This window comes from Haemophilus sp. CCUG 66565 (assembly GCF_001679495.1).
GTDB classification, from domain to species: domain Bacteria; phylum Pseudomonadota; class Gammaproteobacteria; order Enterobacterales; family Pasteurellaceae; genus Haemophilus; species Haemophilus haemolyticus_K.
In genome coordinates, this window is the sequence record NZ_LZOX01000016.1 from 261,537 (window position 1) to 287,345 (window position 25,809).

General features: G+C 38.0%; 26 protein-coding genes. 9 read left to right on the forward strand and 17 right to left on the reverse strand.

Annotation, left to right across the window (positions count from 1 at the left end; all coding sequences use genetic code 11):
* Positions 1-40: 40 nt before the first annotated feature.
* The 5 genes from A9501_RS06820 to aspS all read right to left on the reverse strand — a co-directional run bounded on the left by A9501_RS06820 (position 41) and on the right by aspS (position 5,104).
* Positions 41-475, reverse strand: coding sequence for a hypothetical protein (locus A9501_RS06820; RefSeq protein ID WP_065265345.1), 435 nt, complete (start codon positions 473-475; stop codon positions 41-43).
* 16 nt (positions 476-491) lie between these two features.
* Positions 492-1,232, reverse strand: coding sequence for a YebC/PmpR family DNA-binding transcriptional regulator (locus A9501_RS06825; protein ID WP_048952842.1), 741 nt, complete (start codon positions 1,230-1,232; stop codon positions 492-494).
* Between the two features lie 12 nt (positions 1,233-1,244).
* Entirely contained in the window at positions 1,245-1,697 is a 453-nt protein-coding gene (gene nudB / locus A9501_RS06830) for a dihydroneopterin triphosphate diphosphatase (protein WP_065265346.1), read from the reverse strand.
* 99 nt (positions 1,698-1,796) lie between these two features.
* Positions 1,797-3,065, reverse strand: coding sequence for an NRAMP family divalent metal transporter (locus A9501_RS06835; RefSeq protein ID WP_065265347.1), 1,269 nt, complete (start codon positions 3,063-3,065; stop codon positions 1,797-1,799).
* A 272-nt stretch (positions 3,066-3,337) separates the two neighbouring features.
* The gene (gene aspS / locus A9501_RS06840) at positions 3,338-5,104 is read right to left on the reverse strand and encodes an aspartate--tRNA ligase (RefSeq protein ID WP_065265348.1); all 1,767 of its coding nucleotides are present in this window, start codon (positions 5,102-5,104) and stop codon (positions 3,338-3,340) included.
* A 184-nt stretch (positions 5,105-5,288) separates the two neighbouring features.
* Between aspS and cmoA the strand changes: the two genes are divergently transcribed.
* On the forward strand, positions 5,289-6,014 hold the full coding sequence (cmoA, locus tag A9501_RS06845) for a carboxy-S-adenosyl-L-methionine synthase CmoA (RefSeq protein ID WP_049381649.1): 726 nt from the start codon (positions 5,289-5,291) through the stop codon (positions 6,012-6,014).
* Positions 6,015-6,082: 68 nt separating this feature from the next.
* Here cmoA and pgtP read toward each other — a convergent pair whose 3' ends face one another.
* Positions 6,083-7,411: a phosphoglycerate transporter protein PgtP gene (pgtP, locus tag A9501_RS06850; RefSeq protein ID WP_005634143.1), complete on the reverse strand. Its 1,329-nt coding sequence runs from the start codon at positions 7,409-7,411 to the stop codon at positions 6,083-6,085.
* Positions 7,412-7,643: 232 nt separating this feature from the next.
* On the opposite strand from pgtP, the gene gloA reads away from it, so the two are divergent.
* The 5 genes from gloA (at position 7,644) to hflX (ending at position 11,554) form a co-directional block, all read left to right on the forward strand.
* Positions 7,644-8,051 (forward strand): lactoylglutathione lyase, encoded by a 408-nt coding sequence (gene gloA, locus A9501_RS06855; RefSeq protein WP_005634145.1) that lies wholly within the window; start codon positions 7,644-7,646, stop codon positions 8,049-8,051.
* A gap of 73 nt (positions 8,052-8,124) precedes the next feature.
* The gene (gene rnt, locus A9501_RS06860) at positions 8,125-8,793 is read left to right on the forward strand and encodes a ribonuclease T (RefSeq protein WP_065265349.1); all 669 of its coding nucleotides are present in this window, start codon (positions 8,125-8,127) and stop codon (positions 8,791-8,793) included.
* 49 nt (positions 8,794-8,842) lie between these two features.
* Complete coding sequence (gene rluC / locus A9501_RS06865; RefSeq protein WP_048952873.1) at positions 8,843-9,811, forward strand: 23S rRNA pseudouridine(955/2504/2580) synthase RluC; 969 nt, start codon at positions 8,843-8,845, stop codon at positions 9,809-9,811.
* Positions 9,812-9,902: 91 nt separating this feature from the next.
* Positions 9,903-10,178 carry an RNA chaperone Hfq gene (gene hfq, locus A9501_RS06870; protein WP_005641641.1) on the forward strand — a complete coding sequence of 92 codons (276 nt, stop codon included), beginning with the start codon at positions 9,903-9,905 and terminating at the stop codon, positions 10,176-10,178.
* A 14-nt stretch (positions 10,179-10,192) separates the two neighbouring features.
* Positions 10,193-11,554 carry a ribosome rescue GTPase HflX gene (gene hflX / locus A9501_RS06875; RefSeq protein ID WP_065265350.1) on the forward strand — a complete coding sequence of 454 codons (1,362 nt, stop codon included), beginning with the start codon at positions 10,193-10,195 and terminating at the stop codon, positions 11,552-11,554.
* 11 nt (positions 11,555-11,565) lie between these two features.
* Here hflX and A9501_RS06880 read toward each other — a convergent pair whose 3' ends face one another.
* Together A9501_RS06880 and mepM are read right to left on the reverse strand one after the other, a co-directional pair.
* On the reverse strand, positions 11,566-12,522 hold the full coding sequence (locus A9501_RS06880) for a sigma 54-interacting transcriptional regulator (protein ID WP_065265351.1): 957 nt from the start codon (positions 12,520-12,522) through the stop codon (positions 11,566-11,568).
* A 122-nt stretch (positions 12,523-12,644) separates the two neighbouring features.
* Complete coding sequence (gene mepM, locus A9501_RS06885) at positions 12,645-14,087, reverse strand: murein DD-endopeptidase MepM (RefSeq protein ID WP_065265352.1); 1,443 nt, start codon at positions 14,085-14,087, stop codon at positions 12,645-12,647.
* Positions 14,088-14,264: 177 nt separating this feature from the next.
* On the opposite strand from mepM, the gene znuC reads away from it, so the two are divergent.
* Both znuC and znuB read left to right on the forward strand, forming a co-directional pair.
* Positions 14,265-15,071 carry a zinc ABC transporter ATP-binding protein ZnuC gene (znuC, locus tag A9501_RS06890; protein ID WP_065265353.1) on the forward strand — a complete coding sequence of 269 codons (807 nt, stop codon included), beginning with the start codon at positions 14,265-14,267 and terminating at the stop codon, positions 15,069-15,071.
* Positions 15,071-15,856: a zinc ABC transporter permease subunit ZnuB gene (gene znuB / locus A9501_RS06895; RefSeq protein WP_065265354.1), complete on the forward strand. Its 786-nt coding sequence runs from the start codon at positions 15,071-15,073 to the stop codon at positions 15,854-15,856. The genes znuC and znuB overlap by 1 nt, the downstream gene beginning before the upstream one ends.
* Before the next feature lie 66 nt (positions 15,857-15,922).
* Here the strand turns inward: znuB and A9501_RS06900 are convergent, their stop codons facing one another.
* The 5 genes from A9501_RS06900 to pyrH form a co-directional block, all read right to left on the reverse strand.
* Positions 15,923-16,540 carry a MarC family protein gene (locus A9501_RS06900; protein WP_065265355.1) on the reverse strand — a complete coding sequence of 206 codons (618 nt, stop codon included), beginning with the start codon at positions 16,538-16,540 and terminating at the stop codon, positions 15,923-15,925.
* A gap of 79 nt (positions 16,541-16,619) precedes the next feature.
* On the reverse strand, positions 16,620-17,918 hold the full coding sequence (tilS, locus tag A9501_RS06905; RefSeq protein WP_065265356.1) for a tRNA lysidine(34) synthetase TilS: 1,299 nt from the start codon (positions 17,916-17,918) through the stop codon (positions 16,620-16,622).
* Positions 17,918-18,784: a pyridoxal kinase gene (gene pdxY, locus A9501_RS06910; RefSeq protein WP_065265357.1), complete on the reverse strand. Its 867-nt coding sequence runs from the start codon at positions 18,782-18,784 to the stop codon at positions 17,918-17,920. The genes tilS and pdxY overlap by 1 nt, the downstream gene beginning before the upstream one ends.
* Positions 18,785-18,857: 73 nt before the next feature.
* Positions 18,858-19,805 (reverse strand): acetyl-CoA carboxylase carboxyl transferase subunit alpha, encoded by a 948-nt coding sequence (gene accA, locus A9501_RS06915; RefSeq protein ID WP_005633993.1) that lies wholly within the window; start codon positions 19,803-19,805, stop codon positions 18,858-18,860.
* 212 nt (positions 19,806-20,017) lie between these two features.
* Complete coding sequence (pyrH, locus tag A9501_RS06920) at positions 20,018-20,731, reverse strand: UMP kinase (protein ID WP_048952828.1); 714 nt, start codon at positions 20,729-20,731, stop codon at positions 20,018-20,020.
* 214 nt (positions 20,732-20,945) lie between these two features.
* On the opposite strand from pyrH, the gene A9501_RS06925 reads away from it, so the two are divergent.
* Positions 20,946-22,514, forward strand: a complete 1,569-nt coding sequence (locus tag A9501_RS06925) for a phosphoethanolamine transferase (RefSeq protein ID WP_065265358.1) — start codon at positions 20,946-20,948, stop codon at positions 22,512-22,514.
* Between the two features lie 185 nt (positions 22,515-22,699).
* Here the strand turns inward: A9501_RS06925 and tsf are convergent, their stop codons facing one another.
* The 4 genes from tsf to A9501_RS06945 form a co-directional block, all read right to left on the reverse strand.
* Positions 22,700-23,551, reverse strand: coding sequence for a translation elongation factor Ts (gene tsf / locus A9501_RS06930; protein WP_065265359.1), 852 nt, complete (start codon positions 23,549-23,551; stop codon positions 22,700-22,702).
* Between the two features lie 133 nt (positions 23,552-23,684).
* A complete protein-coding gene (rpsB, locus tag A9501_RS06935) occupies positions 23,685-24,407 on the reverse strand; it encodes a 30S ribosomal protein S2 (protein WP_048955024.1) in 723 nt (240 codons plus the stop codon).
* Positions 24,408-24,606: 199 nt separating this feature from the next.
* Complete coding sequence (gene mutH, locus A9501_RS06940) at positions 24,607-25,272, reverse strand: DNA mismatch repair endonuclease MutH (protein ID WP_065265360.1); 666 nt, start codon at positions 25,270-25,272, stop codon at positions 24,607-24,609.
* On the reverse strand, positions 25,269-25,808 hold the full coding sequence (locus A9501_RS06945) for a methylated-DNA--[protein]-cysteine S-methyltransferase (RefSeq protein ID WP_065265361.1): 540 nt from the start codon (positions 25,806-25,808) through the stop codon (positions 25,269-25,271). Before A9501_RS06945 ends, mutH begins: the two co-directional genes overlap by 4 nt.
* Between the last annotated feature and the right edge of the window lies 1 nt (position 25,809).

Sequence of the window (25,809 nt, forward strand, 5' to 3'; positions counted from 1 at the left end):
AAACGGCTAATCTATTAACACTAGCCGTTTTATTTTTTTATTATCTGTTTGCTTTTACTGTAGCTTTTACATTAACATCGCAATTCTTTACTAGAATTTTGTCTGATTTTTCACCTTTTTCTAAAAGATTTACAGGCACTACAGAATCAAATTTATTTAATGTTAAACCACTATCTACGTTCCAAACATATTTGCCTGAAGTAAATGAAGTAAAATCTTTTTGCGCTGTATCACGAGAAAAATCTTTCGCGATAACTTTGTTACCAACCATCACCATTGCAGCTGTGGCTTCCTGATTCTCAAATTGATAAACTGCCGTAACCGTTTTTTTATTACAAGAATAAACAACTGTTTTATCTGTTACGGTTGGCATTGCAGCTTGGGCTGGTTTTGATTCCATTTTTGCTGTTTCACTTGCACAAGCGGATAATACAACAAACGCAGCCATTACGGGCAATACTTTCACTAATTTCATTATTATCTCCTTAAAATTACAGCTGAGCTGCAATTTCATCACTAATTTCACCGTTGTGATATACGTTTTGTACATCATCACAGTCTTCTAACATATCAATTAAACGCAACAATTTAGGCGCAGTTTCAAGATCAAGATCGACAGTAGTTGATGGAATCATTGTCACTTCAGCTTCTTGAACTTTAAAGCCAGCTGCTTCAATACCATCACGCACCGAACCTAAATCTTCCCAAGCGGTGTAAATTTCAAATGAACCATCATCTTGGGGTTGAATATCATCAGCACCTGCTTCAATTGCCGCTTCAGTTAACGCATCTTCGTCTGCTTCAGTAATTAGAATTAAACCTTTTTTACTAAACAAATAACCAACCGATCCCTCAGTCCCTAAATTACCACCACATTTAGTGAAACTTGGGCGAACTTGTGAGATCGTACGGTTTGCGTTGTCACTTAGACACTCAACCATCACAGCAGTTCCACCTGGACCATAACCTTCATAAATTTTGGTTTCCATATTAGTGTCATCGCCACCACCTACACCACGATCAATAGCGCGGTTGATAGTATCACGCGTCATATTATTGCTAAGCGCTTTATCAACTGCTGCACGTAAACGCGGGTTAGCACTCACATCGCCACCACCAATTTTAGCTGCAGTAACAAGTTCACGAATTAATTTAGTAAAAATTTTACCGCGTTGTGCATCTTGTGCTGCTTTGCGGTGTTTAATATTAGCCCACTTACTATGGCCTGCCATGTTGTTTTCCTTCTATTTAACTTTAAGAATATATTTTCTAATTGCTTCCGCATTATTAGAAGATTTCGTCATTTGGATCGCTTGTTCAGGTGAAACCCATTGATACGCCAAATGCTCACTTAATATCGGTTCAAATTCCTGCTCAACTGCCAATAAAAACCAATGTTCATGACATTGAGTCACACTCGGTGCGTATTTATATCGGAAATGTGGAAAAATTTCAAATTCTATGCTCTCTTTGCAATCAAAAAGTGCGGTGAAATTTTCTTCTATTTTTAATCCGACTTCTTCCCAAACTTCTCGAATCGCCGTTGCTCTTGGTGTTTCATTCGCTTCCAATGTACCTGTGACAGATTGCCAAAAAGTGGAATCATCTTGACGTTGAAGCATAAGAACACGATTCGAGCTTTTCGCATAAATTACCACGAGAACCGATTGATTATTTTTATATTTCAAACTTATCATTTACATGATTGAGAATCGGCGCATCATACCTTTTCTATTAAAAACTTTCAAAAAAATTACCGCACTTTAAAACTAAAGGGCGGTAATGATCTCAATTATTTAGTTTAACCAGCCAACTTGTTGGACAATAAATAATCCTGCAAAGGCGGTTAAGTAGAATAAACCGATAAGAGATAACCATAACAACCCACCTTTTACACTGTGTTTCGCATGCTTAGTCAGAGATAAATTTAACCAAGCAAAAATTGGTGCTGAAACAAATGAGGCAATCATTGCGAATTTCAACATCGGCCCAACGGCATTATTAAAGTAAAAAATAATCGCTAAACCAGACAATGCTGCCAAAATCATACCGATATTAAGAATTCTCACTGAGCTTTCTTGTTTACCAAATAAAATACGTAAAGATTCAACATTAGTACGCGAATAACCATCAATTACTGTGATTGTTGTACCAAACATACACATGAATGCGATTACTGCAATTAATAAACGTGCCCATTCACCAATAGTACTTGCATACATATTGATAAGTTGCGCAATATATTTTCCGCCCACCATCTCTACGGTTTCAGGAGAACCATATTGTACCAATGCGCCAAGGGCTAAGAAAACAACAGCTAAAATGGCGGTACCGATGTAACCCACGTTGAAGTCAAACAAACCATCTTGATAAGACACTTTGGTTAAACGACGTTTTGCCACCACCCACATGGAATTAATTGCAGAGATTTCAATTGGTGCAGGCATCCAGCCCATTAAAGCAACTAAAAATGCTAATTTACTTAATTCCCATGGAGAAGGCGCGACAAAATCTGGTGCGGCTACACCATTAATCCCGTTACGCATAAAGGCAATCACCACTGCGCTCACGGTTGTCACCGTTAAAGCAATCATGATGATTTTCGACAAACTATCTAATAAACGGTATTTACCCAATAATAAAATGCCGGTTGTTACAAGAATCACTAATGAGCTTAATACTGGCATTGGGAGTGGAATTGGCGTAATAAAGGTTAAAATTGCTGCCGTTAATAATCCCACTGCAGCAGTATTAATCACTGTCGCAAAAATGTTTAAAGCAAGGAATAACCAAAGATAGAATTTCCCTTTTTGACGGTAACCTTCTAACAAGGTATTACCCGTATCTAGGGTATATTGAACACCGAAACGGAAGAAAGGATATTTAAATAAGTTAGCAAGAATAACAATACTCACTAATTCCCAACCATAGATCGCCCCCGCTTGGGTAGATGCAATAATATGTGAACCGCCAACAGCTGCTGATGCCATCACGATTCCAGGGCCTAAGGCAGAGAATTTACTCGCCCACGTTGATTTTTCTACTGGAGTTGAAACTTCACTCATAAAATGTTCTCTTATAAATTGACCATAAACCGAAAAAGGCCTTATTTATAATAGAATTTTATTCTTGGGTAAAGTAGACAAAACCCAACAAAAAGGACAAATAAAAGAACAAAAATCTAATTATGGATATTTTTCAGAATATAATTTTAAAATAAATGACATTAAAGCATATTCATACCAGAAAAGTAATATGTTTAAGTGAATAAAATTTTTTCACCAAAATGCAAAAATGCGGCCAAATCTGACCGCACTTCATTCCTAATATTTCAAACTTATTCTGCTTTAACGACAGAAATTGCCAACTCTTCCAACGATTGCGGATTCGCAAAGCTCGGTGCTTCTGTCATCAAGCACGCTGCTGCTGTAGTTTTAGGGAAAGCAATCACATCGCGGATATTTTCCGTTCCAGTTAAAAGCATCGTTAAACGGTCTAAACCAAATGCTAAACCCGCATGTGGCGGTGTACCGAATTTTAACGCATCTAATAAGAAACCGAATTTTTCGCGTTGTTGTTCTTCGTCAATACCAAGAATACGGAACACAGTTTGTTGCATTTTCGGATCAAAAATACGTACTGACCCCCCCCCCACTTCGTAGCCATTGATAACCATATCGTAAGCATTCGCTACCGCACTTGTCGGATCGGCTTCTAATTGCTCAGGACTAAAATCTTTTGGTGAAGTGAATGGGTGATGCATTGCTGCAAGATTACCCTCTTCATCACGTTCGAACATTGGGAAATCAATCACCCAAAGCGGTTGCCATTCGTCTAAACGAGTTAAACCAAGATCACGACCTAACTTCAAACGCAATGCGCCCATTGCATCTGTCGTGGTTTGCCATTTGTCTGCACCGAAGAATAAGATATCGCCGGTTTGTGCATTCACACGTTCTGCTAAGGCTTTCCATACATCTTCATTTAAGAATTTCGCAATCGGGCTTTGTACACCTTCAAGACCCGCATTGATGTCGTTTACTTTCGCCCAAGCCAAACCTTTCGCACCATAAATACCAACAAATTGTGTATATTCATCAATTTGTTTACGAGTAATTTCTGCACCATTTGGTACACGAATGACTGCCACACGGCCATTTGGATTGTTTGCTGGCTCATTAAATACTTTAAAATCAACGTCTTTTACGATATCAGCTACATCCACCATTTCTAATGGGTTACGTAAATCCGGCTTATCAGAACCAAAACGACGCATCGCTTCTTGCCAAGTCATCACCGGGAATTTACCTAAATCTACACCAATGGTATCAAGCCATAAGCCGTGAACCATACGTTCCATAATTTCGCGAACTTCTGGCGCAGTTAAGAAAGAGGTTTCCACATCGATTTGAGTAAATTCAGGCTGACGATCCGCACGTAAATCTTCATCACGGAAACATTTCACAATTTGATAATAACGATCAAAACCAGACATCATTAAAAGCTGTTTGAAAAGCTGTGGTGATTGCGGCAACGCATAGAATTTGCCTTTATGCACACGGCTTGGCACTAAATAGTCACGCGCACCTTCTGGCGTGGCTTTGGTAAGCATTGGGGTTTCAATATCAAGGAAACCATTGTCATCCATAAAACGACGCACAAAGCTGGTGATTTTTGCACGGGTTTTCAAACGTTGAGCCATTTCAGGGCGACGTAAATCTAAATAACGATATTTTAAACGTTGTTCTTCAGTATTGTTTTGGTTAAAGTCTAATGGTAAAACGTCAGAAGCATTGTAGATGCGTAATTCTTTCGCTAACACTTCCACTTCGCCTGTCGCCATATTTTTATTAACTTGATTATCAGGACGCGCGATCACTTCACCTTTAATTTGAATACAAAATTCATTACGTAAGCCTGAAGCTGCAGTTAATGCTTCTTGATATTTCGGGTCAAAACAAACTTGTACAACACCATCGCGATCACGCATATCAATAAAAATTAAACCGCCTAAATCGCGACGACGATGAACCCAACCGCTTAATGTTACTTCTTGTCCAATATGGTTGCGGTTTAATGCACCGCAATAATGTGTACGCATCATTTCTATATTCCTTTCATTTTTCTAAAAATGGATAATTAACGCGTTGATTATACGGAAAAAGACATGCCTTTTAAATTGAAAAGCGAAATTTATTTGATCCTTTAAAAACTTTCACTAAAATGACCGCAGTTTTTTGCATTTTATCTAAATAAATGCCCTCTCAATACAACAACAGAATTCAATCATGATGAAAGATACAATTTTTGCCGCCCCGATCGAAAAACTGGGCGATTTTACTTTTGATGAAAGCGTGGCGGAAGTTTTCCCCGATATGATTCAACGCTCGATTCCGGGCTACTCCAACATTATCACGGCGATTGGTATGTTGGCTGAACGTTTTGTGACGGCTGACAGCCAAGTCTATGATTTAGGCTGTTCACGCGGTGCGGCAGCTCTTTCTATGCGACGTAATATTAAACAACCGAATGTGAAAATTATCGGTGTCGATAATTCTTTGCCAATGGTGGAACGCTGCCGTCAGCACGTTGCGGCTTATCATAGTGATGTCCCCGTAGAAATTCTTTGCGATGATATTCGTCAAATAGAAATTAAGAACGCCTCAATGGTAGTGCTCAACTTCACATTGCAATTTTTACCACCAGAAGATCGTGTAGCCTTGCTCACCAAAATCTACCAAGGTTTAAACCCAAACGGTGTGTTGGTACTCTCTGAAAAATTCCGTTTTGAAGATGAAAAAGTGAATGAGTTGCTTATTGACCTCCACCACCAATTCAAACGTGCTAACGGTTACAGTGAGCTTGAAGTGAGCCAAAAACGCACCGCACTTGAAAATGTCATGCGTACTGACTCGATTAACATCCACAAAGAGCGGTTAAAAAACATCGGATTTTCACACGTCGAATTATGGTTCCAATGTTTTAATTTTGGTTCAATGATTGCGGTAAAATAAACAAAAATAAAGTGCGGTCAAAAACATCATGTTTTTTGGCCGCACTTTTTATATGTAATTAACCTTAATTATGCCGCATTCGGCTTATGGAGTAAGGTAAAAGCAATGAAGCCAAATCCTAAGAAGCAAGAAACGATCAAGGCATAAAAACCACCATCCCAGCCAAATAAGTCGACCAATTTACCCATTACATAGCCTGCACTTGCAGAACCTAATAAGTAACCGAATAGCCCAGTTAGACCTGTCGCTGTACCTGTTGCAACACGTGGCACAAGGTCTGCTGCTTGAAGCCCGATCATCATTACTGGACCATAAATTAAGAAACCGATAGCAACAAGACAAATATTATCTACGAGTGGATTTCCTTCTGGATTTTTCCAATAAACAATAATCGCGATTAATACACCGGTTAGGAATAATAACATCGGCGGTGCACGGTGGCCTTTGAAGACTTTATCGCTTAAATAACCACTAGCAAGCATACCAAAGATACCTGCGTATTCGTAAAGGAAATATGCCCAGCTTTGTTTATCTACAGAGAAATGTTTCACTTCTTTTAGATACGTTGGTGCCCAGTCAATAATGCCGTAACGAATGAAATACACAAATACGTTCGCAAGTGCAATCGCCCATAAAAACTTATTATTAATGATGTATTTCATAAAAATATCTTTAGAAGAAAGCGTGTGAGCTGATTCAACTTTCTCTACGATTTTTTCACCTTTCCATTCATCTACCGGCGGTAATCCTTGAGACTCAGGTGTATCGCGCATTAAATAGAACATAATGAATGCTAATACAATGGCGATTAAGGCGGGTAAATAGAATAAAGATTGCCATACGCCGAAAATCGATAAACCGAGGAGCGCTAATGGGCCGATTAAACCACCACCTAAGTTATGTGATACGTTCCACCAGCTCCACCACACACCACGTTCAGAAACTGAGAACCAGTTGGTCATTGTTTTTGCACCTGGCGGGTATCCCATTCCTTGGAACCAGCCATTTAATGCAGCTAACACAATCATCAATGGAATAGAGGATAGTACGCCTGGCACTAAACCGAAAATTAAGCTCACTAATGCTGAACCTAATAAACCAATGGTAATAAAATATTTAGGATTACTTCGGTCAGAAATATTCCCCATAATGAACTTACTAAAACCGTAAGCCAGTGATAACGCTACCCCAACTGTACCTAAATCAGCTTTAGTAAAGCCATATTCATCAATAAGATAAGGAATGGCTAAAGAAAAGTTTTTGCGGATAAGATAATAAGCCGCATACCCGATAAATACTCCAGCAAATACCTGCCAACGTAATTTTTTATACTCGGCATCTGTTCTAGAACTTTCAATTCTTGGTGCTGGAGGAGATGCTTTTAAGAATGAAAACATCTTTGTTCTCCTATAATAATTTACAACTTGTCGTATCCTTGTAATAGCTAGGCCACTACAACGAGAAACAGATTACCAAAGCCGAATATGGAACAGAGCTCCGACCACTTCAAATGATTAGTTCATTTTCGTTATTTAAACGACTCTAATTTCTGGGATGAATTACGTCCTAAGTCTATTTAAAAATTTCTATGTTATAATACCGACCAACCCAATAAAAAAGGAAAACAAAATGCAAATTTTACACACAATGCTTCGAGTAGGTGATTTAGACCGCTCTATTAAATTTTATCAAGATGTTTTAGGTATGCGTTTATTGCGTACGAGTGAAAACCCGGAATATAAATATACGCTTGCATTTTTAGGTTACGAAGATGGCGAAAGCGCTGCAGAAATTGAATTAACATACAACTGGGGCGTAGATAAATATGAACAGGGCACTGCGTATGGACATATTGCTATCGGCGTAGATGATATTTATGCGACTTGTGAAGCAGTTCGCGCAAGCGGCGGTAACGTTACTCGCGAAGCTGGACCAGTTAAAGGTGGCTCAACCGTCATTGCCTTTGTTGAAGATCCAGATGGTTATAAAATTGAATTTATCGAAAACAAAAGTACTAAATCTGGTTTAGGCAACTAAAGTGCGGTCAATTTTTATTGTATTTTTAATAACGTAGGGATTCCTACGTTATTTTATTTTTAAGAGATAGATTATGTCCGATTCTCAAGAAATCCCTTATCACAACCAATTAAAAAATCGCTTTCGTGGCTATTTCCCGGTCATTATTGATGTTGAAACTGCAGGTTTTGATGCAAAAAAAGATGCGTTACTCGAACTAGCCGCAATCACATTAAAAATGGATGAACATGGTTATTTGCATCCTGATCAGAAGTGCCATTTTCATATTGAGCCTTTTGAAGGGGCAAATATTAATCTAGAATCCTTGAAATTTAATGGCATTGATATTCACAATCCACTACGTGGCGCAGTGTCTGAACTCGATGCAATCACGGGGTTATTTCAAATGGTACGTCGAGGACAAAAAGATGCAGATTGCCAACGTTCTATCATTGTGGCGCACAATGCTGCTTTTGACCAAAGTTTTGTGATGGCTGCCGCTGAACGTACTGGCGTAAAGCGAAATCCCTTCCATCCTTTTGGAATGTTTGACACCGCAAGTTTAGCAGGCTTAATGTTTGGTCAGACTGTTCTTGTTAAGGCGTGTCTTGCCGCTAAAATTCCGTTTGATGGAAAGCAAGCGCACTCCGCGCTATACGACACCGAACGTACAGCAGAATTATTCTGTTATATGGTCAATCATTTAAAGGATTTGGGTGGTTATCCCCATATCATTCCAGACAGTGAAGTAAATGACAAATAAGAATAAATTCAAGGAACAAACTCCGCTTAGTCTGCCAAAAGAGAAAAATATGACTGAACAAAATGAAAGAATCATTAATTCATCAGTAAAAATGCTGACAATTAGTGAAGATGAAAGTGGCCAACGTATCGATAATTATTTATTAGCAAAACTCAAAGGTGTGCCTAAAAGTTTAATTTATCGTATTGTGCGGAAAGGTGAAGTGCGGGTAAATAAAGGCCGGATTAAGCCAGAATATAAACTTCAAACAGGTGATATCGTTCGAGTTCCGCCAGTGCGTGTGGCTGAAAAAAACGATACTTCGATTTCAAAAAATCTCAATAAAGTCGCCGCACTTGAAAACCAAATTTTATTTGAAGATGATTGTTTGATTGTTTTAAATAAACCTTCAGGAATCGCAGTGCATGGTGGAAGTGGTTTAAATTTTGGCGTGATTGAAGCCTTGCGAGCACTGCGTCCAGAAGCGCGCTTTTTAGAACTAGTTCATCGTTTGGATCGCGATACATCAGGCATTTTATTAATTGCTAAAAAACGTTCAGCATTACGTAATTTGCATGAACAACTTCGTGTCAAAACCGTTCAAAAAGATTATTTAGCGTTAGTTCGAGGGCAATGGCAATCCCATGTAAAAGTTGTTCAAGCACCTCTTTTGAAAAATGAATTATCCAGCGGAGAGCGTATTGTGCGTGTCAGCGAGCAAGGCAAACCATCTGAAACCCGATTTAGCATTGAAGAACGCTATACAAATGCTACGCTCGTGAAGGCCTCACCAGTAACAGGGCGTACACATCAAATTCGCGTACATACACAATATGCTGGACACCCAATTGCATTAGATGATAAATACGGTGATAAAGATTTTGATAAACAAATGAGCGAGTTGGGATTGAACCGTTTATTCTTGCATGCCTTTTCAATTCGGTTTGAGCACCCTAAAAATGGCGAAACCCTACGTTTCAATGCGCCACTAGATCATAAAATGAAAGCAATTTTGCAAAAGTTACGGGAAAGCAAATAGACAACATTTGTGTTTATTGCTACACTTGCGTACGGAGACAACTCGTTTCTATCACCAAAATTTCATAATAACGACAACAAAGGATAGCAAAATGGCAAAAGGACAATCTTTACAAGATCCTTATTTAAATGCGCTTCGTCGCGAACGCATTCCTGTATCAATCTACCTTGTAAATGGAATCAAACTTCAAGGTCAAATTGAATCATTCGATCAATTTGTGATTTTATTAAAAAACACTGTGAACCAAATGGTATATAAACACGCAATTTCAACTGTTGTGCCTGCACGCTCAGTTTCTCATCACAATAGCAGCCATCATGTAGCAACACCTGAAGCCGTTGAAAGCGTGGAAACTCAAGCAGAATAATCACAGCTCCATCAATGGATAATCAATATTTATTAAGTGCGGTTGAAAATTCTCTGGAAATTTCAACCGCACTTTCTTCATCCCAACAATCTGAAAAAACGCGTGATACCGCCATTGTGGTTCACGTTTTCTTTGCGCAAGATAAAAATACTGATGATCTACAAGAGTTTTTGCTACTCGCTGATTCTGCCAATGTGGATGTATTAGATACTATCACCACAAGCCGTAGCACTCCTCAAGCTAAATATTTTGTAGGCGAGGGTAAAGCTCAAGAAATTGCAGATGCGGTGCAATCACATAATGCTGATGTTGTGCTTTTTAACCATCAATTAACCCCAGCACAAACACGTAACTTAGAAAGTTTATGTCATTGTCGAGTGGTCGATCGCACTGGCGTCATTTTAGATATTTTCGCCCAACGAGCACGATCTCATGAGGGGAAATTACAGGTTGAGCTTGCGCAACTAAAACACTTATCGACTCGATTAGTTCGTCGCAAAACAGGATTAGATCAACAAAAAGGTGCGGTAGGATTACGAGGACCAGGTGAAACTCAATTAGAAACTGATCGTCGTTTGATTAAAGTGCGCATTTCTCAATTACAAAATCGCTTGGCAAAAGTGGAGAAACAGCGCAATCAAAATCGCCAAACACGCCAAAAAGCAGACATTCCAACGATTTCACTTGTTGGCTATACCAATGCAGGGAAATCAACCTTATTTAATCGTTTAACCAATGCAAAGGTTTATGCAGCAGATCAGCTTTTTGCAACATTAGATCCCACTTTACGAAAATTACAGATTCAAGATGTGGGTACGACAATTTTAGCGGATACGGTAGGATTTGTTCGACAGCTTCCTCATGATCTTGTTTCAGCCTTTAAATCGACTTTACAAGAAACGGTAGAGGCCAGCTTATTACTCCATGTGATTGACGCGGCTGACTCGCGAAAACAAGAAAATATCGATGCAGTCAATGATGTGCTAGAAGAAATTGGTGCAGGAGAAGTGCCTGTTCTATTGGTATATAACAAAATTGATTTGTTGGAAAATGTTGTACCGCATATCGAATACAATGATGAAAATCAGCCCGTTGCAGTCTATCTCTCCGCGCAAGATGAGCTGGGTATTCATTTATTGTTTGAAGCCATTAAAGTGCGGTTAAAAAACGAGATACTTTCTCTTTCTTTAACTTTACAACCACATGAAGGCAAACTTCGCCATGCTTTTTATCAACTTGATTGTGTACGCCATGAACAAATTTCTGAACAAGGAGAATTCTTGTTAGATATACAGATTGATAAAATTATGTGGTTAAAGTTATGTAAGCAATTTTCTAAGTTAGCAGATGTTAAAATACAATCAGACAATGGCTAATTTATAGAAAATTATTTTCCAATTCCATATTGTTTCAATTTATTCGCAATCGCAGTATGCGAAACACCTAAACGTTGAGCTAATTTTCTCGTGCTTGGATATTCTGCATAAAATAATTTTAGGACTTGTGCCTCATAAGAACCAATGATTTCATCTAAGGTTTTATTCTCAAATTTATCCAAAGAAATCACCGCACTTTGTGGAGGAGCAAGATCTAAACTTTCCGTAGTTAAGTGATTATCTTTTATCAACGAACAAGCGCGATAAAGAGTGTTATAAAGCTCACGAACATTCCCTTTCCAATCATATTTCTGCAAATAAAGAAGAAAATCTTTATCGAAAGTTGGTTTTGCAATTTTTAATTCTTCACTGATTTCCTGTAAAAAACCTTGTGCCAGTAGCTCAATATCCGCAATTCGATCACGTAATGGTGGCACATTAATAGTGAGAACATTTAAGCGATGAAACAAATCAGCACGAACTTTACCTTGCTCAACAAGCAAATGAAGTGGAACCTGTGATGTGCAAATCACTCGTACGTTTGCATGATGTTCCTTCTCCTCACCCACTCGCCGGAAAGATCCATCCGTTAAAAAACGCAATAATTTAGCCTGCAAACCCAATGAAAGTTCAGCAATGCCATCTAGTAATACAGTTCCCTCATTCGCATATTCAAAAAAACCGATGGTTTCACTGTCTCCGACTTTTCGACCAAACATTTCACTTTCGGCATCTTCATCAGGCAAACCCGCACAGTTTACTGCAATAAATTTTTTATCACGACGTAAACTCTGATAATGGCAGGCTTTAGCCAACAAATCTTTTCCAGTCCCAGTTTCACCTTGAATTAACAAAGGCGCATCAAACATAGCAAAACGTTTTGCGTTTTCAACCGCACTTCTCATGGATTCACTTTGCACAATAAAACAATCGAAAGGTTTTTGAGGATCAAATTTGAAGGTTGTCATATATCGGAAATATGAGAGAAATAATATGTGGTTATGATAGTTTGTTTACAGCAAAGTGTAAATATTATTTTACACATCAAAAAAAATAAAAATGCGGTCTATTTTGACCGCACTTTATATGACTATAATTTTAACATTCGCTCTGCTTCACGTGCGCGAACAAGGAATTGTTTCCGTTCAGCAGTGCCCATTCCACTACTTGTGCCTGGCAATTTAATCGTCAACGGATTAACTGCTCGCCCATTAATATGAAATTCATAATGCAAATGTGGGCCTGTTGAAATGCCAGTGTTACCTGAAAGTGCTATTCTTTCCCCTTTTTTGATTTCTTGTCCTGCACGCACAAGTGGCTTACTTAAATGCATGTAAACCGTTTGATATTCTCGACCATGTCGAACAACAATATAACGACCTGCACCACCAGCTTGATAAGCTACTTTTTCAACTACGCCATCTGCAGGGGCGATAATCGGTGTGCCTTGTGGAACAGAGAAATCCACACCTTTATGTGGTCGTATACGTCCAGTTACCGGATGACGACGATTCGGATTAAATGGTGAAGAAACCCGCGCTTGGCGTTGCAATGGATAACGAGCAAAACCTTTGCCTAGAGTCTCCCCTTGTTGGCTATAATAACGGCCATTTGTTGCTTGCACAGCATAATAACTCTTACCTTCAAATGAAAGGTGCAACGCTTCAACGTTACCTTGTCCAGTTAATTTATCACCTAAATATTCACGAGAAACTAAAATTGCAAATTTAGTTCCTTTTTTCAATTTCTGAATACTCACTTGCCATTGAAGTGCAGTTGTTAGTTGATTAATCTGACGGTTATCCAATCCTTGCGCTTTCAAACTTGCGGAAAAAGTACCATTAATCTCACCTTTTAATACTTCTTTCCGCCAAACACTTTTCTTCTCAATAACTTGACGTTTAAACGTTCCATTTTCTAAACGCTCATAAACTCGCTCTTCTTTTTCTGAAACAAGCCAATTTAAGTATTCTAAATTATCATTTTTATCTAAAATCCAATAAATTTGTTGGCCTGCATTCAAATGGGACAATTGAGAATCCGTGTCAATTAAACGCTTTGCAGTATCATCTTCCAAACCAGAAAGTTCAAGTACATCTTTTAAAGTATCACCACTTGTAACGGTATGGCTAAATTGATCGGTAATTCGAATAGCCTGATCAGCTGCATCTAATAAACCACTTAGTGCATCTTGGGCATTTTGTGGAAGATCATCCAAATCATCTAAGAATGGTTTTATTTCTTCAACCTCATCATCATGAGCCTGTAATTCATCATCATAAGAGGTTGCTTCATCATGAGAAACTGGATGCGTTGTAATCGTCTCATCCTTAGGTGATGAGTTCAAAGATTGATATGCCACACCATCAACAACAGTCGGCATCATTTGACTGGATTCAGAATGGTTTTCAACATTATCTTTAAGCGTAAGTAAAATCCCAGTAAAAATCAGCAAAATAGCAATAAAAAAAACGCCCGCTTTAATGCGAGAACGCTTTTTCCGTCTATCTCGAGCTAATTTTACGTGTTGCACAGGATTTCCTAAAATTAAAAAGTTTTCAGCACTCAGACTGCAAATTAAAAAGAAAATTCATTTTACCTGAAAAAGTCTCAATCAAACGCCTAAATATTCATCATAAAGCATAAGTTCTTGAGGAATCGATCAAAATGCGCTATTTTGACTAGCTAATCTCAAAAGCACGGCGATTTTATGAATATAACAGCTATTCACAGTCAACCTGATTTCCCCCCATTAATTCAGCTAAAAAACATTAGTGTCGTTTTTTCACAAAAAACAGCATTACAAAATATCAATTTAAATATCTATCCAAATTCTATTATCACTATTGTTGGGCCAAATGGTGGTGGTAAATCAACGTTATTAAAAACTTTGTTAAAACTACAAACACCCACTTCCGGTGAAGTGATTTATAGTAAAAATGTTTGCATTGGCTATGTGCCACAAAAAATCCATTTGGATCATAGTTTGCCTATTACGGTTGAGCGATTTCTTTCACTAAAAAAAGGTCTCAAAACACAAGAAATATCTACCGCACTTGAGCAACTTTCGATTTCACATTTACGCAAAAGTAATATGCAAAAACTTTCTGGCGGTGAAATGCAACGCGTATTATTAGCACGTGCAATTTTAAATAAACCGAATTTACTTGTACTAGACGAACCCACCCAAGGTGTAGACATTACGGGTCAAGCAGAGCTTTATCAGCTCATTCATCAGACCCAACAAAAATTAAATTGTGCCGTATTGATGGTATCACACGATTTACACATTGTGATGGCGGATAGTAAAGAAGTATTGTGTATTAACCAACATATTTGCTGTGCAGGTACACCCGATGTTCTCTCAAATGATCCAACATTTATGCGTTTATGGGGAAATCAGCTCACACAAAATGTCGGCTTTTATACCCATCATCACAATCATCACCACACCTTACACGGGGATGTGTGCGGTTGTAATTCATCAGCTGTGCATTGTCAAAATAAGGATAAATAATGTTTGAAATTTTATTTCCCGCTTTTCTAACAGGCATTTTACTTTCACTTATTACTGCCCCACTCGGTGTTTTCGTGGTATGGCGGAAAATGGCTTACTTTGGTGATACGCTATCTCACTCCGCATTATTTGGCGTGGCCTTAGGTATTTTCTTTCAAGTAAATCCCTATATCGCAATCATTATACTTACCCTCATTCTCGCCATTGCAATGGTATGGTTAGAAAGCAACACACAATTTTCTATTGATACATTACTTGGAATTATTGCTCACAGCTGTTTATCTCTTGGGGTAGTAACGGTAGGATTATTAAAAAATGTTCGTGTTGATTTAATGAGTTATTTATTTGGTGATTTACTAGCAATTAACTATACCGATCTTATTTATATTGGTATAGGTGTTATCATTGTACTGGTGGCCTTAGTATATTTTTGGCATGACTTACTTTCTACAACCGTATCGCCTGAACTTGCCCAAGTAGAAGGTATCAATATAAAAAAAATGCGCTTTGTTTTAATGATTTTAACCGCTCTTACAATCGCACTTAGTATGAAATTTGTTGGCGCATTAATCATTACATCACTCTTGATCATCCCTGCCGCTACTGCACGTCGTTTTGCACGAACCCCTGAATCAATGGTGTGTTATGCCACCATAATCAGCATGCTTTCCATTATTGGTGGTTTAATACTCTCAGTATTTTACGATACTGCGGCAGGTCCTTCTGTTGTAATATGCTCTGCATTTTTATTTGTATTATCCTTGATTAAAAAAGAACGCTTATAAAACATAATAAAAAAGACAGACACCAAATTCGGTGTCTGTCCTAAAATTATGAAAGAAAATTGCTAACTATGCTATTTGTACAAAAAAATCTTTTAAACCAATTAACACATTATTCACGGCAACTGTCGCTAAAATTAATCCCATCACACGACTAATAATTGCAGCCCCGGCATTACCAATAAAATGTTGAATGCGATTTGCACCAAGTAATAATAAATAAGTGATTAATAATACTGCTAACATAATTCCCGCCGTAATAAATTGTTCGGTAAGATTAAAACGATGATTATCAGTTAAAAGTACGATTGCCATCATTGCACCCGGCGAGGCAATAGACGGAACCGCAAGAGGATAAACCGCAATTTCCGTAATATTCACCTTCATCTTTATTTCTTGTTCTGGCTTACTTTCACCAAAAATCATACTTAAAGCAAATAAAAAAAGCACTAAACCACCCACAATTTGGAATGCAGGTAAAGGCACCTTCATCGCTTCAAAAAGAATTTGCCCACCAATCAAAAAGAAAAGCAAAATACCGGCTGAAATAATCACCGCATTACGCGCAATTTTCCTACGTTCATCTAATGAAAAACCAATCGTTTTCGAAAGATAAACAGGAATGGAACCGATAGGATCAATCACAGCCCATAACACGACAAACTGAACAACAAGAGAATCAAACATTTACGTTCCTTATTTATCACTAAAAACCATAGTTTCTGATTCTATCAAAGAAATGACATGAAGTGCGGTTGGTTTTCTATCATTTTTCATTTGATTTAAAAACACAGAAAAAACCTACCGCACTTTTTAATTCATCACCATAAAAAATAAGTGGAATTCGATTTCTCTGCCAAGGGGGAATATCAAGTGATTGCCAAATTTTTTTTATATCTTCTCTTGGGCGTTTCGGATGATGTTTAATTTTTCCAGAATAGCCAAAGCGAATAGAAATAGGCAAGTCCGTTTTTTCTAGCGTAACAGAGTAATCCTGCCAGTAGAAAATCAGATTGTGTTCATTTTCTTGAACTGTGAGATTGCCTAAATTATCAGGTAAACTTAGCGTGTTTTGTTCTAATTTTAGGATGCATTTGGTTAGATCAGAAAACGGCTTAGTTAAATATAAACTGTCCTTATAACGTCGAATGACTTTATTTACAAGCTGAAACTGAGGATTCGCATCTTCCCTTGCTAAAATAACATCATTAATAAGTTGTGTAAGTTGGCGTTTACTTGGCATTTCAAATTGGTTTTCGGCAAGCCACATACGCAAAAGTGCGGTCTGTTTTACGGGTGAATATTGGCGAAATTGGAACAGTTTAAATTGGTTTTTAATTTGACAATGTTCTGCAAAGACTTCACTCAATAAATCATTAATTAACTGTTGTTGCTCAAAACAATGTTGAGCAGAACGCTGTACGGCTAAATCAAAATGAGCCCAGCGTTCACGTAATTCAGGCAAAATTTCATTGCGCAAGAAATTACGATCGTATCTATTATCCTCATTACTTTCATCTGTAATCCAGTTAAGTTTTTCTTTTTGCGCATAATCCTCTAACTGTGAGCGAGTAAAGCTTAACAATGGGCGTAAAATTGACATTCCGAATAATACACTTTGTTGTTGCATGGCGCCTAAACCTTGTAGCCCACTGCCACGTTTTAGCGCTAAGAAAAACGTTTCTGTTTGATCGTTTAGATGATGCGCTGTAACCAGCATTTCTTGTGTTTGAAGATGTTTTTTTATGGCTTGATAGCGTGCTTCACGAGCTCCAGCCTCAATGCCATTGGTTTTATCTACTTGTACTCGCTCGATAATCAAAGGAATTTGAAATTGATCGCATAAGTTTTGGCAGTGTTTGACCCAATTATCTGCGTTTTGGCTTAATCCGTGATGAATGTGGATTGCTCGTAAAGATAAAGTTTGCAAGTGCAGTTGTTTTTGACAAAGTTTTGCAAATAAAGAAAGAAGCACAGAGGAATCCAAACCACCACTCAAGGCAATAAGAAACCCTTGAGCAGAGGTTTGTTTGAGTTGTTTTTCAATGTCTGAAAGTAAGTCCATTAGACAACTTTTTCAGCCTTATAATTGCTGCTTGGATTGAGGATTTCAAAACGTGCGGCAATCGGTTGTAATTCGTAAGAACCTAGTTCAAAGGTGGTTTTCATTACGCCTGCTACTTCGTTATTCATCGCTTCAAAGGCTTCTACATCAGATTTTCCATTGAGTAAATTTGCTAAGAATGTCCCAGCGATTAAATCGCCCACGCCCACTGGTTCAAAGTTGAATTGATAAAGTGGACGGCTTAAATGCCAAACGCCCTCTGGGGTTGCCATAATAATTTCAAATGTATCAGGATCGTTGATTTTACCTGCACTGCCTAAATGTTTAACGAGAACTTTCTTCACGCCTTTTGCAATCAACGCATTCACTGCTTTTAATACATCGTCAAAGGTATTAATTGGGAATTCTGTGAGCTGACGCAATTCATGTAAGTTTGGTGTCATAATATCCGCCACTGGAATCGCTTTTTCAATAAGAGCCTCGCGAACACCATTAGCAACAACGCAGATTTTTTTCGGATGTGGCATCACTGGGTCACATAAATAAAGTGCATTTGGATTACGCAGTTTGATTTGTTCTAAAGCAAAAAGAATTTGATCAACTTGTTCCGCAGATCCTAAGTAACCTGATAGTAAGGCATCGCATTCTTGTAGTTTTTCAATGTTATCGAGTCCGGTCACAATTTCTCGGATTTGTTCTTGCGGAATTACCATGCCTGTCCATTTTCCGTATTGCGTGTGATTAGAAAATTGAACGGTATTTAATGCCCATACATCGACGCCTAACAACTGCATTGGAAAAGTCGCGGATTTGTTACCCGCAAAACCATAGACCACGTGGGATTGGATCGAAAGTACGTTTTTCATTGTGTTTGCTCCTTTGTTGTTATATTTAGATCAAAAAAGAGCGGCAAAAATCACCGCTCTTTTAGAATGTCAGTTAGCAATAACCGTAAGACATTAAACGTTCATAACGTCGATTTAATAATTCTTCTTTATTTAGTCCATCGAGCTCTGCTAAATCTTCTTTTAAACGAAGTTTTAAGTTTTCAGCCATTTTCGCATAATTGCGATGTGCGCCGCCTAAAGGTTCTTGCACAATGCTATCGATGAGATTTAATTCTTTCAAACGGCTTGCAGTTAACCCCATTACTTCAGCTGCTGTTGATGCTTTTTCTGCACTTTTCCAAAGAATAGAAGCACAGCCTTCTGGAGAAATAACAGAATAGGTCGAATACTGTAACATATTAACTTTATCGCCCACGCCAATAGCTAGTGCACCGCCAGAACCGCCTTCACCGATAACGGTACAAATAACGGGAACAGTAAGCTGTGCCATTTCGCGTAAATTGCGAGCAATAGCTTCCGCTTGACCGCGCTCTTCTGCGCCAATACCTGGATAAGCCCCCGGAGTATCAATAAATGTAATAATTGGCAATTTAAAACGTTCAGCCATTTCCATTAAACGTAAAGCTTTACGATAGCCTTCAGGTGCTGGCATACCAAAATTGCGTTGTACTTTTTCTTTTACGGAACGGCCTTTTTGATGACCAATCACCATCACTGGGCGACCATCTAAACGTGCAAGACCGCCAACGATCGCTTTATCATTAGCAAATGCACGATCGCCTGCAAGTTCTTCAAATTCAGTAAAAATATGTTCGATATAATCTAATGTATAAGGGCGGTTTGGATGACGCGCCATACGTGAAACTTGCCAAGCATCGAGGTTAGCAAAGGTTTTTTTAGTGAGTTCGTTACTTTTCTTTTGTAAGCGTTTGATTTCATCAGTTAAATCAACTTTATCATCCGATGCTGCGCGTAATGCTTCAATTTTTGCTTCTAATTCTGCAATCGGCAATTCAAAATCTAAATATTCTTGGCTCATTTTCTTATCCTAAAAAGACCGTAAAAATCGACCGCACTTTATCAAGAATTAAAGTATGGCGCAAATGGTTTTCACTGGTTGGGGGAGATAAGTAGCGGAGAAAATAATAGGGGAAAAAACAGATCTATGACCACACATTAAAAAGCAAAAATGGTATTGCTTATACGCATATACCATTTTTATATGAAGCTATATTCTATCTTTTTAAATGATTAAGAAATGATTGTTCCTTCTTCCGTTCCCATTACAACACGACGTAATGCACCCGGTTTTCCCATATTGAACACTCGAATCGGCATATGATGATCTCGTGCAAGTGTAAATGCCGCTAAATCCATCACTTGTAATTCTTTATCAATAACCTCTGCATAACTTAGTTGCTTATAAAGTTTTGCATCAGCATTTTTTGCTGGATCACAATCATAAACCCCATCGACTTTTGTTGCTTTTAATACCACGTCTGCTTCAATTTCAATACCACGTAAACAAGCTGCAGAATCGGTTGTAAAGAATGGGCTTCCAGTCCCTGCAGAGAAAATCACAACTCGTTTCTCGCGTAACATTTTGATCGCCTCAGACCAATTGTAAGTGTCGCAAATTCCATTTAACTGAAATGCAGACATTAATTTCGCATTTACATCCGCACGAAATAACGAATCACGCATTGCTAAACCATTCATTACAGTAGCAAGCATTCCCATATGATCGCCTACAACTCGATTCATTCCCGCTTTTGCTAATTTCGCGCCACGGAATAAATTTCCGCCACCAAGGACAACACCGACTTCAACCCCCATTTCTACAAGCTCTTTAATCTCTAATGCCATACGATCAAGAATTGATGGATCAATGCCAAAACCTTCTTCCCCTTGTAATGCTTCACCACTTAATTTTAATAAAATACGTTTGTAAATTGGTTGGCTCATTATTTTTTCCCTTTGGCTTTAAAAATCGGCTTATTTTATAAAATAACCTAGCAAGAGTGAAGAAGTTTAAGATGGAATTTATGTGTAAAAGGTGGATAATATTGAGCGCATAAGTCTATCTAAAATATTTACGATAGGGCTATTTCAAGCAACCAATACAAATAGTTTTGATATACCAACAAACCCTACACTTTTCTTTTAACAGAAGGTAATTATGAACACTAAAAAAACATGGCTAGTTTTTCCCGCACTTTTTATACTCATTTGCGCATTACTTGCGGGCTATTTTATTTTGATTGGTTCTGGCATGTTTAACCAACCAAATTTGACACTCATTTTACTAACGGCAGCGGTCATTATTTTACTTAGTAGCAGTAAAAAAACATTCTATTTTATTTTACTTCCTCTTTCATTACTTCATGCAATTTACACGCCTACGGGGTTAAATTTTGGTGCACCAAGTTATCAATATATCGCCTCTCTTTTTGCAACAGATATGTTAGAAACTAAAGAATATCTCTTACAGATTCCTATAAGTAGCTATTTAATTGCTTTTTCTATTCCTATTCTTATCTTTGTGCAATATAAAAGTGCGGTCAAATTTGACATAAAATTTTATCAAAATAAAACCTTTATTGTTTTTACTACCTTACTCTTTGCTTATCATTTACCTATTTCAGCTCCACTAAAAGAAACCGTTGATTCCACTGTCAAAATTCTCGATGAGGTGCAAAAACTCAAAAAAATGTCTCAATCAGATGATTGGGGAAAATCTACTTTGGAAAATTCTCCTTATGATGATTACGTCATTGTATTGGGTGAAAGTGCCCGTAAAGATTATCATCATGCCTATGGGTATCCAATTGAAAATACCCCTTTTATGTCAAATTCAAAAGGCATATTAATTGATGGTTTTCGTTCTGCTGGAACCAATACCGTCTCATCACTTCGTCTCATGCTAACCTTACCAAACAAAGAAAAATGGGAACCAAATTATAATTTAAGTCTTATTGATTTAGTAAAATCAGCAGGAATTAAAACATACTGGCTTTCAAATCAAGGTATGTTAGGGGAATTCGATACCCCCGTTTCATCACTGGCCTCAAAAGCAGATGAAACAATATTTTTAAAAAAAGGAGGAAGCTTTAATTCAACCAACTTCAGCGATTTTGATTTATTACCAAAATTTGCCAAAGTGTTAGAAAACCCTATTCAGGGAAAACGTTTTATCGTACTCCATATCTATGGGTCACACCCATTAGCATGCGATCGTGTAGAGGATTACCCAAAAATCTTTGATGATAATAAGATTGCGCCTAAATATGGCTACTTAAATTGTTATATCTCCTCAATTAAAAAAACTGATGAATTTTTAAAACGCGTATATGAGCAACTTAAAGAAAACAATCTAAAAAATCACCGCACCTTCTCTATGGTTTATTTCTCTGATCATGGTTTATGCCACCAACAAGATGAAAAACAAAATATTTTGTTGTTTAACCAAAATTGTTTCAGCCGTGAACATCACAATATTCCATTGTTTAAAGTATCTTCTGATGATACTGAACGTAAAGAATACAAGGTTTTCAAATCTGGACTAAATTTCCTCGAAGGCATTGCACATTGGGTAGGAATTAAAAATCCAAAATTGAATCATGAGGAAGACTTATTTTCTAATGAAAGCGATAAGGATGATTTTGGTTTACAAAAACGAATTAACGAGAAATATCGGAAAGATGATGACCCAGCAATAGATATTCGCCCAAACATTAACGCTCAGTAATATCAATATACTTAAATCCTTTTGACTGGATAGACATAAAAACTTTCCTCTCAAGAGGATTTTTCTTTACTAAAAATACAAAACTCGCTTGTGAGAACAAATAAAAATAACTTTTATAACCTTTTTCTCTATATAAAAAAAGCGGACATAATGTCCGCTTTCTCAACATGAAATATGAAAATAAATTATGCGTTACCGCCAGTGATTTTTGCAACTTCAGCTGCAAAATCTTCTTCTTTTTTCTCGATACCTTCACCCACTTCTAAACGGATGAAGTTAGAAACAGAAGTGTTTACTGATTTTAAGAAGTCGCCTACAGATACAGAAGGATCCATTACAAATGGTTGTCCTGTTAATGAAACTTCACCAGTGAATTTCTTCATACGACCTTCAACCATTTTCTCTGCGATTTCTTTTGGTTTGCCAGAGTTAACTGCGATGTCGATTTGGATTTGGCGTTCGTGTTCAACTACTTCTGCTGATACATCTTCTGGATTTACAAATTCTGGTTTAGATGCAGCTACGTGCATTGCTACTTTTTTAAGTTCGTCAGCTGAACCTTCACCCGCAACTAATACACCGATTTTTGCGCCGTGTAAGTATTGAGCAATAACTTGACCATCTAAGTAAGCAACACGACGGATGTTCATGTTCTCACCGATTTTAGCCACTAATGCCGCACGTTTTTCTTCAAATTGTGCTTGTAATGCTTCGATAGTCGTACCTTTGTGTGCAGCTGCGAAATCAGCTACTTCGTTTGCTAAACCTAAGAAGCCAGCATCTTTTGCTACGAAGTCAGTTTCACAGTTCATTTCAACTAATACACCGAAACCATTTTCTACACGAGCAAGGATAACACCTTCAGCGGCAACACGGCCTGCTTTTTTAGCTGCTTTAGCTTGACCAGATTTACGCATGTTGTCGATTGCTAATTCGATATCACCGTTTGCTTCAACTAATGCTTTTTTACATTCCATCATACCTGCGCCGGTACGTTCACGAAGTTCTTTTACTAATGATGCTGTGATTTCAGCCATTTTAAAAATCCTCTGTCGAAAATGCGGTTTATTTTGACCGCACTTTTAAATAAAAATATAGGGGCTAAATTTTAGCCCCTATGCCAATTAATCGTTTGATTATTAAGGGCTTAGCCTTATTGCAAAACTTAAATTATTCTGCGTCAGCTGCTAATTCTTCAGCAACTTGAGCTTCGTTACCACGACCTTCTTTAACCGCTGCTGCAGCTGCAGAAACGTAAAGTTGGATAGCACGAGTCGCATCATCGTTACCTGGGATAACGAAATCTACGCCAGCTGGAGTTGAGTTAGTATCAACGATAGCAAATACAGGAATACCTAGGTTGTTTGCTTCTTTAACTGCGATATGTTCGTGGTCTGCACCGATAACAAATAATGCATCTGGTAAGCCGCCCATATCTTTGATACCGCCAAGGCTTAATTCAAGTTTTTCCATCTCACGGCTACGCATTAACGCTTCTTTTTTGGTTAATTTATCAAAAGTGCCGTCTTGAGATTGGTTTTCTAAATCTTTTAAACGTTTAATTGATTGACGAACGGTTTTCCAGTTAGTCAACATACCACCTAACCAACGGTGGTTTACGTAATATTGCTGACAATCTAATGCTGCTGCTTGAACTGCTTCAGACGCCGCACGTTTTGTACCAACGAATAATACTTTACCGTTGTTGCTAGCAATGCGAGTTAATTCCGCTAAAGCTTCGTTGAATAAAGGTAAAGTTTTTTCAAGATTGATGATGTGAACACCGTTACGAGCACCAAAAATGAAAGGTTTCATTTGTGGGTTCCAGTAACGAGTTTGGTGTCCGAAGTGTACGCCTGCGTTGATCATGTCGCGCATTGAAACTTGTGCCATAATATTTTCCTTTTGTTGGGGTTGAGCCTCCACATATCAGCTAATCGACCGTTTGGCACCCCGATTAAGCCTTGTTGATATGTGTGTGTTGTTAGTAATTAAAAAGCTGCTTTTGAAAGGCAAAAACAGCGGTGCGATTTATATCATAAAGCACAGTAGAATGCTAGTTAATTTTGGCATTTAGGCGACTTTAATAAGCCTAATGATTTAATAAAAAATCATTTAAAATACCCGCTGTGAATGCTTTTCTTAAATAAAATCCTAAAGGTAGGGTTTCTATCACTTCACCATTTCGCCCAATTCCTTTCGTTATAGACCGACTATTTGCCCCCTTCGGGCGAAGTTGCATCACTTCACCAATTCGAGCGGTAATTTGATCTAATTTACCAAGTACAATTAAATCCATCAATTCTTCCCAATCTTGTTTTAATTGACGTTCTTGCTCAGCGGTTGGCTTCCATAAAATTGGTGCACCGATATGGCGTTCACGTAATGGAATATGGCGGCTGCCTTCAATAGGCATCCAAAGTACACAAGAAAGTTTGTGACGAACGTGAGAATTTTCCCATTTAACCCCTGAATTTTGTACCAATGGGGCAAGGCTCACAAAGGTGGTTTCAAGAGGATAACCCTCAGCATTAATGGGCAATGTTTTAAGTTCAACACCTAAATGAGAAAAATCCTGTTCAGCTTTACTCCCTGCCGTTGCGCCTAAAGCGCGCTCTAATAACATCCCCACCCAGCCTTTATCACGTTTTAAATCAGGCGGGACAGGAATATGCAGTTCATCAGCTAACTCCCCAAAAGTTAAGCCTGCAATTGATTGTGCTTGGGAAAGCAATTGTTCAAGAGTTTGTGGAATCATTCGTGATATTTCTTAAAAAAGCGAGGCTTAGTATTTTCAGTGCCTTTATCAATATAGGGAATTTTCTCTAACTGCAATAAAAAACGTTTTGCCTCTAAGCCACCACCAAAACCAGTTAAAGTACGATCTTTGCCTAAAATGCGGTGACAAGGAATAATAATACTAATCGGGTTACTCCCTACCGCACCTCCCACGGCACGAACAGCTTTAGGATTATTAATCCGTAACGCCAGCTCTCCATAAGTTGAAAGCTTGCCATAATCAATTTCGCGCAAGGCTTGCCAAATGGCTTGTTGAAACGCAGTTCCTTCAGGTTTTAAGGGAATGTCAGAAAAACGCTCAACTTCCCCATTAAAATATCGTTCAAAAGCCAACCGCATTTTTTGAAAAACTGGTAATTCATCTTGCTTGAGCCATTTTGGATTGGGCGCATATTGCTCTTTTTCAAAATCAATATGTGTAATACTTTCACCATCAGATAAAATCAAAAGTCGCCCGACGGGTGAAGGATAATAAGTGTAATAAAGTGCGGTCATT